The sequence below is a fragment of the Flagellimonas baculiformis genome (genome assembly GCF_033441575.1).
Classification (GTDB): Bacteria; Bacteroidota; Bacteroidia; order Flavobacteriales; family Flavobacteriaceae; genus Flagellimonas; species Flagellimonas baculiformis.
In genome coordinates this window covers 122,615-131,422 of sequence record NZ_JAUZVW010000013.1, presented here as the reverse complement: position 1 = coordinate 131,422, position 8,808 = coordinate 122,615, and the positions used below count along the sequence as shown (strand labels likewise).

The following is an 8,808-nucleotide window of genomic DNA, read 5'->3' as shown; positions in this document are numbered from 1 at the left end:
AAGGTGGGTCACTTTCGTCCGGCCAGCTATGGTCACTTTGAACCGGCGAGGGTGGTATACTATGTCCGGCGTTTCCACACTAGGGACATTTCCAACAATCCTGAAAAATTGACCATTTATGCCCGTATCACCGTCAATGGAAAACGTGCCGAGATAAGTTTGAAACGTTATGTTTCGGTGAATGAATGGGATGAAAATAAGGGCAGGCTACATGGCCTAACCCACAAGGCACGTTTGTTGAACAGCTATCTGGATGAGGTTTACGGTGAAATTATGGACACCCATAAACAGTTGTTGCGAGAGGACAAGGTTATAACCTCACAGGCCATCAAAGCCCGTTATCTTGGACAAGATGAAGAGCACAAGACACTAATGGAGCTTATCAAGTACCATTACGAATCACAAAGGAATAAGCTTCGTCCGGGAACCATGAAAAACTATTATGGTACAGAAAAATATCTCAAAAGGTTCTTGGAGCATACCCGCAGACTTCAAGACATCAACTTAAAGCGATTGAACTATAAGTTCATCACTGATTTTGAGAACTATTTGATAAATGGGCCTGATCTGCAAAAGGGAAAGAAGTGTACAAATAATGGGGCCATGAAACATTTGGAGCGGTTAAGGAAAATGGTAAACCTTGCCGTGAGGTTGGAATGGTTGGACAAAGACCCGTTTGTAAACTATAAAAAGCATTATAAGAAGAGTGAACGCTCTTTTTTGACCGAAAGGGAACTCAAGCTCATTGAGGAGACAACATTTTCAGGAAGGGGGTATGAGAGGGTCAAGGACACCTTTCTTTTTTCATGTTATACAGGATTGGCCTATGGAGATGTAAAAACATTGGATATAGATCATATGCGGTTCGGCATAGATGGAAACCTTTGGATTCATACGAAAAGGGAAAAAACCGATGAAGCGGTCAAGGTTCCCTTACTTCCCAAAGCAAAACAAATCTTGGATAAATATAAAAACTGCAATGAAAGATTGGTACACGGAAAGTTGTTACCAGTATTGAGCAACCAAAAGACCAACAGTTATTTAAAGGAGATTACAAAGGCTTGTGGAATCTATAAGAATATTTCTTTCCATACTGCCAGGCACACTTTTGCCACAACGGTAACACTCTCCAATGGTGTTCCAATTGAAACCGTTTCCAAGATGTTGGGTCATTCCAAGCTGACCACCACTTAAATTTATGGGAGGGTCTTGGAAAGGAAAGTTGGTGATGATATGCGAATGTTGGTGGAAAGAATGGAAAGTAAATAAAGCATTGTTTGTTTGGGGTGTGTAAATTAAACTCTGTCCGATCCATCAATCCCTCTGGGGCTAGCCCCAGAGGGATTGGGATTTAATTCCAAGTGAATCCTCTCCCCAAATTTAATGTAAAGTTGCTGGACCACCAGGCTCCAATTTTGGAGGGGCAGGTCCATTTCTTCTCGATGTTCTTAGTGGCCAAGTAGACCAGATTGAGCAGGGCCATATCGTTTGTAAAAGCCCCTTTGGTCTTGGTGACCTTGCGCTCCTAGCGGTGGAAGCCCTCCACGGCATTGGTGGTATAGATCGCTTGCGGATGGGCGGGGTGTATTGGAAGTACTGGGAGAACTCCTCCCAGTTGTTCTGCCAGGATTCAATGACCACGGGATATTTACCGCCCCATTTTTCGCCCAGGGCCAGAAGTTCGTCCTCGGCCACCTCCTTACTGGAGGCACGGTATACCTCTTTGAGGTCCCACATGAACTCCTTTTGGTCCTTTGAGGCAATATACCTCAGGGAATTGCGTATCTGGTGGACAATGCACTTCTGTACCTGGGTCTTTGGGAATATGCTAAGGATGGCCTCTGTAAAGCCCTTCAGGTTAATAAGGATATCCTGCAGTCCACGGTTGTTCAGGTCGGTCAGTACCTGGAGCCAGAAGTTGGCACCTTCGCTCTCGGAGATGTACATGCCCAAAACTTCCTTATATCCCTCCTTATTGATGGCAAGTATGTTAGAAAGGGCCTTGTGCTCGATCTTCCCATCGACCTTTACCTTGAGTGCATCGCATCGCGCCATACGATGCAATAGAGGGGCTCCAGGGGACGGTTCTGCCACGCCTTTACATCGGGGACGATTCGATCGGTGATCTGGCTTACGACCATATGGGAAATCTTCGTATCGTACATCTCCTTTATATGGAACGAGATGTCCCGGTAACTCATCCTAAGGCCGTAGAGGCCGATGATCTTCTCCGAGAGATTGTCAGCCAGGATGGTCTGGCGTTTTTTCACCAACTCCGGCTCAAAGCTGCTCTGGCGGTCCTGCGGGGTATCGATATCGAAGGTCCCAAAACCAATTTTCAGCGTCTTTTTTCCCTTGCCATTGCGTTTGTTGCCCTTGGTGCGCTCACCCTCGTCCAGATGGCCGTCCATCTCAGCCTCAAGGGCTTTCTCAATCACATTCTTCAGCATAGGGGCAAAAGCGCCTCCCTCACCGAAAAGGTTCTTGCCTGACATGAACTGCTCGAGCACCTTCTTTTCAAATTCTGTCTGTTTTTTCTTTGTCATGGTACTATCTGAATAAAATTAATACTTCTAATCTTTTTCAGACAGAGTTCAGTTTACAGTCTTTAACGCAATTAAAACCTTTATTTCATTTACACAATAGAACAACGTTTAATAATTTGTATTTAATTATATAGTATTACCTCCAACTCCAATTGATTAAGGAGTAAGAGCAATCGTTTATTTGAACTCTGTTTAAGTTCAGTTCTTTTTAATCCTTTACAAAAATTACCCTCTATTGATTGTTCTCCACCATTGTATTTGAGAGTCGATTTGAAATAAAAACAATTCCCTTCTATTTTGATCATCTCGTTCATAAATCCCCCTAACCCATTTACCATTTTTTGGAAATCAGTCAACTCAGATTTTGTAGAGTCATATGTCAATTTATAGGTGCACTCATCTATCCATTCAATAATTGCATGTCGTGGATCCATAGGGAAGTCAGTTTCTTTTAATTCATCTGGTAATTCCCTGGGGATTTCTGTTTGAGAACTTCCCACTCTGATTATTTTCCATTCAACTTTCACAGGTTCGGTCATGCTTGAAATAAACACTCCTTCTTTAAAATCATTACATGATAGTGTAAGTACCCCCTAGATCCGCTATAGTTTAGGTTTTACAAAATAGTTTTTTTCCGTTATGGAAAAGCTAGCTTTTCCATAACACCTCAAAAATTCCATCGATGGGTTGGACAACAATACCCATGAACTGTTCATGAGGTTACAACTATGATCTGATCATAAAGGATATTTTACGATATAAGATGAACGCCCCTCGACCAAGGGGCGTTTTTTTGTGATGGGCCAAGACTGGGATTTGCAAAGAGATCGGCACTTACAAGTATGTGGGATCCCATGGGGACCAAAATCCTCTTGGTATTTGGAACTGGCTTATCCGTGTAAGGCCCGACGATATTTTATCTAACCTTACAATTGGTTTTGAGGATATGGGATAGCCAAGCCTGCGAGGGGTCATCATTGATCAAAAAGTTGACATCTCCCATGCCCATTGTCAAATGTCAAAAATGGTTTGATGACATTTTTCTATGTGTTCGATATGGAGGTGAAACAATTCACCTTAAACCAAACATCTATGAGAGCACGTATGCAAAAAAGGAGCAGATATGTATTGGCCCTATTTCTTTTCCTATTGGTAATGGCCTGCAGTTCAAGCGACACGGAAAACCCGTTGGATCCAGACCCTATCCAGAATCCCGACCCCGATCCAAATCCGAACCCAAACCCAAATCCTTCCATAACACAAGAAGACATCCCACAGGTCGATGATGCAGTGAGTGAATTTATGGAACTTTATCAAGTCCCAGGAGCTGCCCTGGCGGTTAGCGTGGACGAAAAAATGGTCTATTCCAAGGGATATGGTCTGGCCAATGTCGAGAATTCCGTAGCTGTCGAAGCGGACAATCAATTCCGGATAGCAAGTATTTCAAAAGTGTTTACGGCAACTGCCATTTTGAGATTGGCAGATGATGGGTTATTGTCCTTGGATGAACCTGTTTTTGGCCCCGAAGGTGTATTGGGGGAGGATTTTGGGACTGCTATACTTACCGAGGATGAACTCAGTTTTACCGTAGATCATCTGTTGGTCCATGAATTGGGCGGGTGGGGTGCATCCAGCGGAGGGGATCCCATTGACTATCAACCCAACCTGGGCACTTCCGATTTTATCGAATATGTGCTGAACAATTGGGCGCTTAACAATGCCCCGGGAGAAGCATTCAGCTATAGCAATACAGGATATTGGCTTCTTGCACGGATTGTTGAGGAAAGATCGGGAGAAACCTTTGAGGCCTATTTGGATGGGCTGCTTTCGCCACTCGGCATCACCACCTTTAAAATGACCACCTTCAAGGAAGATGACCTTGGGGAAAATGAAGTGTACTATTACGGTACCGATAGTGATACGCCCTATATTTTTACCATAGCCTCCAGAAGGGACGGGGATGCAGGTGTCGTTATCAGCGCCCCGGACCTATTGCGCTTTCTTTGCGCCATTGATGGTGCTTCGACAAGACCGGATGTTTTGGCCCCCAATTCCATTCAATTGTTGTCAGAGACTACCCAACTCTCCAATCTGGGCAGGGGACTTGCCGTTTGGGCTGAACAAGGGGTCAGGTACTTTACTGGTAGCTTGCCAGGTAACCGGTCTTGGATGATGATTTCCAACAACGGGCACACGGCAACCATCTTGTTGAATTTAAGGAGGACGGATACTGCGCAATTTGACAATGATCTCCAATCACTGCTTTTGGACATTGTGAATGATGGAAACATTCCATGGCAAACAGATCTGGATCAATTCTGATTCTTTACGGCATTTCAATGTATAGAAGGCCTTATTTCAATCAATAACCATAATCCATCAAAAACAAAACAATGAAAACCTCGACCCTAATTTTTATACCCTGTCTTTTTTTTATTTCCTGTATGGGCGGACCCACATCGAACAAGGAAGAGCTATCCACAAGAGGGTACGATCGGGAATCTGGCATGTATGAAGATTTGGAGGACAGTGATGAGTCGGGAAGCGAAGGTTCTTTTTCCGGACGGATCCAAGTCACTTCAAAAAAGGTACACCATTTGCGCGATGCCCGCACAGGTTTGGTCGTTAACAGCACGGAATACCCTTCAGACTGGAAAGTGATTTCCAAAGCATCCTATACCATAGACCAGAAACTGCCCACCTTTTTGATACAGATAACAGGGCCCGATCATTTACAAAGTTTCAACACTCCTGTTACCTACCACATGGATTACCAAGACCCACAAATGGCAGAAGCCATGTACAACACTCCATACGGAAGGTTGGTAAGGCCCCTTGCCAGTCCCCAACAGATCTTCAATGAGGAGGTAAAGACCCGAATGTCCAAAAGCGGGTTTCACTATGTGGGGGAAAGGGAACAGCCCGAAGTGACCCAATACCTGCGGAACAAACTTGCCTCCAAATCCACCATGAACAGCTCCCTGTCGATGTATAACACGGAGTGGAAAAATGGTTCCGGGCAAAAAGCGATGGCAAGTGTGTCCATCATAAGTATGCAACAGCCCACTATATCAGGAAGCATGATGGTTTGGTTCTATACGGTGAACTACACATTTGTGGATGAGGTGGCCTACGAACCGACCCTTGAAAAAATGAAAGAGGCCACCTTCAGCTATACCGAAAACCCACAATGGGAAAACTATGTGACCCAACTGGGGCAACAACGGGCCCAGGAGAACCAAAGAAGGATGGCAATGGCCTCGGCCCAGCACCAGAATAGGATGCAGGCCAGATGGGCCGCTTTCAACGCCCACCAAGAGAAGATGAAGGGCATCTGGGCCGCACAGGATGCTAACCATGCCTCTTTCATGAACCGAAACTTTGGAGCGGGAAGTAATACAGGTCAAAGACAGTTCATCAACATGATCAATGAAGAGGAAACGGTCTATAACCCACTCACAGGAACCAATTATCAGGTAAATGCAGGTTCGACCGAGTATTGGATGGACAGCGATGGAAACTATATCCAAAACGACGACCTTTTTTATACGCCCAACGGAGACATCAACCTCAATAACCGCGAATGGACAAAGGTGAAGGGGGCCTATTGATGACATTTTTTTCCTTTTTCGATAACCTTAAAAGAAACACCAATTAAAAATCAGAAACCAAATGAAAACCTCAGTAAAAATTATTGTGTCGCTCATTTTTGCCTTTGTGTTGGCAATGAGTTGCAACTCGGACGACAACACCCTTAAAATGGACGACGATGTGTCGCAGACCGATGATGATCCAACCCCCACAGATGATGACCCAGGACCGACCGAGGGCTATGAAATGGTGGACGTGCAAGTTATTCTACCTGATGATTCAAATGCGGATATAACAGGTGCATCCCTTTTTGGCATGGGCACCACAAGTGATCTTGATGGTGCGGCAAAAGGCAACATTCCTTTCAATCCCGGAAGTGTGGAGCTGACCTATTTGTTCGATGCCGACGGTGACCTACTGCTTGCAGGGTTCATGACCGACGAACGAAAGGAAGTATCCGTGGCCACAACCGCCGAAGTGATGTTGTATTTTGGGATGCTCACCTCACTTCGAACAACTCCCTATAAAAAAATGTTCGTGGAGCGCATTGTACAGGAACAGGCCTTCATGGACCTTGCTGCCGAATTTGAGACGTTGTTCAACCAAAACCCGAAGGTATTTGCGGAGGGAGGGTTTACGGACGCGCTCAATGAGGCGATCACCGCACTCACGTCAAAGGAACCCATCGACATTGGTTCCAAAATAGATTTTGGCCCCATTGAAAGCAGTGGTTTGTCCCTTGACGAAGCCGGGGAACAGTCCTTCACCGTTTCCAATAGCTACCCAAGACGTACCCACGGGTTTGTCTATAAAAAATCCTATAAGGATGAGTTTGGGAATGAGACCATCATCAACTCGGAAATTGAAGGAGGCGACACCCCGGACCATGAACTGGAAATCCCTTTTATTGCACTGGCCAATGAGAATCAAGATGATCTACAGGGACAGGTAACCAATTTCAATCTGTGCTCGCAGGGCGCCCGCTACGCTTCAAAAACATCTTCTGCACTGGAACTGGAACTTGTGGAAGGGAGAGCTTCAGAAACCTATGAACTGGCCGTAATTGGTCCCGGTAGTGGCGGTGCTGCAGGCCGTGGACTCACCAATGCCGAACAAGAGAAATTTGAGGAACTTTCCGTGGAGACCTTTATTATGGACTATTTTCTTCCCATTTTAATGGATATTGGTGGAAACCGGGACACTTTTGAGACCAAGGCCTTGCAAGGGGCCACTTCCATGGTGGGTACGGTGGAGCCCATTCTAAGGGCGCATGAACCTTCCATCACCGCTGTTCTGGACAATGATTTTGAAACGGCCATGAACGAATTCCTGCCTTTTCTCTACGGCGATATCAGGCTCTCCAATGACCTTAGGAACATTATGACCCAAATGTACGGCATCCTTTCAACCGGAAGCAGCCCAAATACCTTCATTCAGAACAATGAACTGATCCAGGAAGGCGAACAACGCTATCTGAAGCTCACCAGTGCCATATTGCGTTCCATCAAGGAATCGGTGGGCATAAATTGCATCAACCAACGATTGGGTGTTTCGGCAAAACTGGAAAAGTGGGACATCACTATCTCAGAGGGCGTTGTAAAGTTACAGCCCGAAAAAATGACTGCGGTGCCCTTTGGAGACCCCAAGGAAATCCGAGCCAAAGTCCTCATCAATTTGGAAGAGGGGGAGGAACTTGAATATGAGTGGAGCACCACAACGCAATTTGGTGGAGTGTTGAACGATTACAATGGCCAAGATGGAACCAGTTTTACCACTACCAGCGATAAAGTGGCCTTTTTCAGCAATGCCTCGGCAACTGCCCTTGGTGATGGTGAAAATCTCGAAGAGGTTACCGTTGTTGCCTATTTGAAGAGTGGAAGCTCAAGAGATGAACTCGGCACGGCCACCATGACCGTGGATGTGAAGAAGAAAAAGTTTGAGATAAAGCCCGATGGAATCACCATTAAAGGAGATGATGAGGTGAACTTGAAACTTGTGCACAATGATGGAGAGACTGCCATTCCCAATGCCGAGACCGAATACAAGGTCGTATGGTCCACCAATGGCAGTTATGGACTGCTCAATGGGATTTCAACGACAATAACCACTTTGGATGATGGTTCAATGAGCTATGAAGCCCAAGACACCGAGGTGGAAAGTGCTACGGAAATCATCAAGGCTGAAATTTATGCCCGACCAAAGGGCAGTGACCAAGGCTATGCGCTTGCAGATGAAGCTGAGGCAACCCTCACCATTGAAAATGATGACCAGACACTTATTTATTATGTTGATATTGGAGTGGACAGCCATAGGGACCAAGTGGGCATTTACCATAATGCCCAAGTCTGGAGTTCCTTTAAATGGAACACCAATGAGGCCTTGGAGGATATCCCTGATGGATTTGAAGTGGAACGTTATACCATGCGGATCATTGAAAGGACCCCGGATGTGATACCATCCTGCAGTTATACCAGTGATACTTGGACCCCTCAGGAATTGGAAGGGGGCAGCGAAGGTTCCGAATTGGAATTGAGATGCCCGGTGGGAGCCATTTCAGGACCAAACTCAGCAAATGTATCCAGTTGGATGTCCGAGGCCTTGGCCCGCTATGCCTCAGCAAAAGGCTATGCCCAAGTAACAGTGTATTTAAAACCAAAAAGTTAGGAACATA

General features: G+C 45.5%; 5 protein-coding genes and 1 pseudogene. 4 read left to right on the top strand and 2 right to left on the bottom strand.

Going from position 1 to position 8,808, the window contains the following annotated elements; all coding sequences use genetic code 11:
• The coding region (locus tag SD450_RS16475) for a site-specific integrase (RefSeq protein ID WP_318345551.1) at positions 1-1,194 on the top strand (1,194 nt) is incomplete at its 5' end.
• Between the two features lie 101 nt (positions 1,195-1,295).
• Here the strand turns inward: SD450_RS16475 and SD450_RS16470 are convergent.
• Both SD450_RS16470 and SD450_RS16465 read right to left on the bottom strand, forming a co-directional pair.
• Positions 1,296-2,546, bottom strand: a pseudogene (locus SD450_RS16470) (IS256 family transposase).
• Between the two features lie 122 nt (positions 2,547-2,668).
• Positions 2,669-3,085: a hypothetical protein gene (locus SD450_RS16465; protein WP_318345550.1), complete on the bottom strand. Its 417-nt coding sequence runs from the start codon at positions 3,083-3,085 to the stop codon at positions 2,669-2,671.
• A 553-nt stretch (positions 3,086-3,638) separates the two neighbouring features.
• Here SD450_RS16465 and SD450_RS16460 point away from each other — a divergent pair.
• The 3 genes from SD450_RS16460 (at position 3,639) to SD450_RS16450 (ending at position 8,801) form a co-directional block, all read left to right on the top strand.
• Positions 3,639-4,868, top strand: a complete 1,230-nt coding sequence (locus SD450_RS16460) for a serine hydrolase domain-containing protein (protein WP_318345549.1) — start codon at positions 3,639-3,641, stop codon at positions 4,866-4,868.
• 71 nt (positions 4,869-4,939) lie between these two features.
• A complete protein-coding gene (locus SD450_RS16455) occupies positions 4,940-6,157 on the top strand; it encodes a hypothetical protein (RefSeq protein WP_318345548.1) in 1,218 nt (405 codons plus the stop codon).
• A 61-nt stretch (positions 6,158-6,218) separates the two neighbouring features.
• Positions 6,219-8,801 (top strand): hypothetical protein, encoded by a 2,583-nt coding sequence (locus tag SD450_RS16450; protein ID WP_318345547.1) that lies wholly within the window; start codon positions 6,219-6,221, stop codon positions 8,799-8,801.
• Positions 8,802-8,808: the final 7 nt, after the last annotated feature.

Bases quoted from the DNA above. Each gene is read 5' to 3' on its own strand.
- SD450_RS16465 (WP_318345550.1), bottom strand. From the start codon at position 3,085: ATGACCGAACCTGTGAAAGTTGAATGGAAAATAATCAGAGTGGGAAGT.
- SD450_RS16460 (WP_318345549.1), top strand. From the start codon at position 3,639: ATGAGAGCACGTATGCAAAAAAGGAGCAGATATGTATTGGCCCTATTT.
- SD450_RS16455 (WP_318345548.1), top strand. From the start codon at position 4,940: ATGAAAACCTCGACCCTAATTTTTATACCCTGTCTTTTTTTTATTTCC.
- SD450_RS16450 (WP_318345547.1), top strand. From the start codon at position 6,219: ATGAAAACCTCAGTAAAAATTATTGTGTCGCTCATTTTTGCCTTTGTG.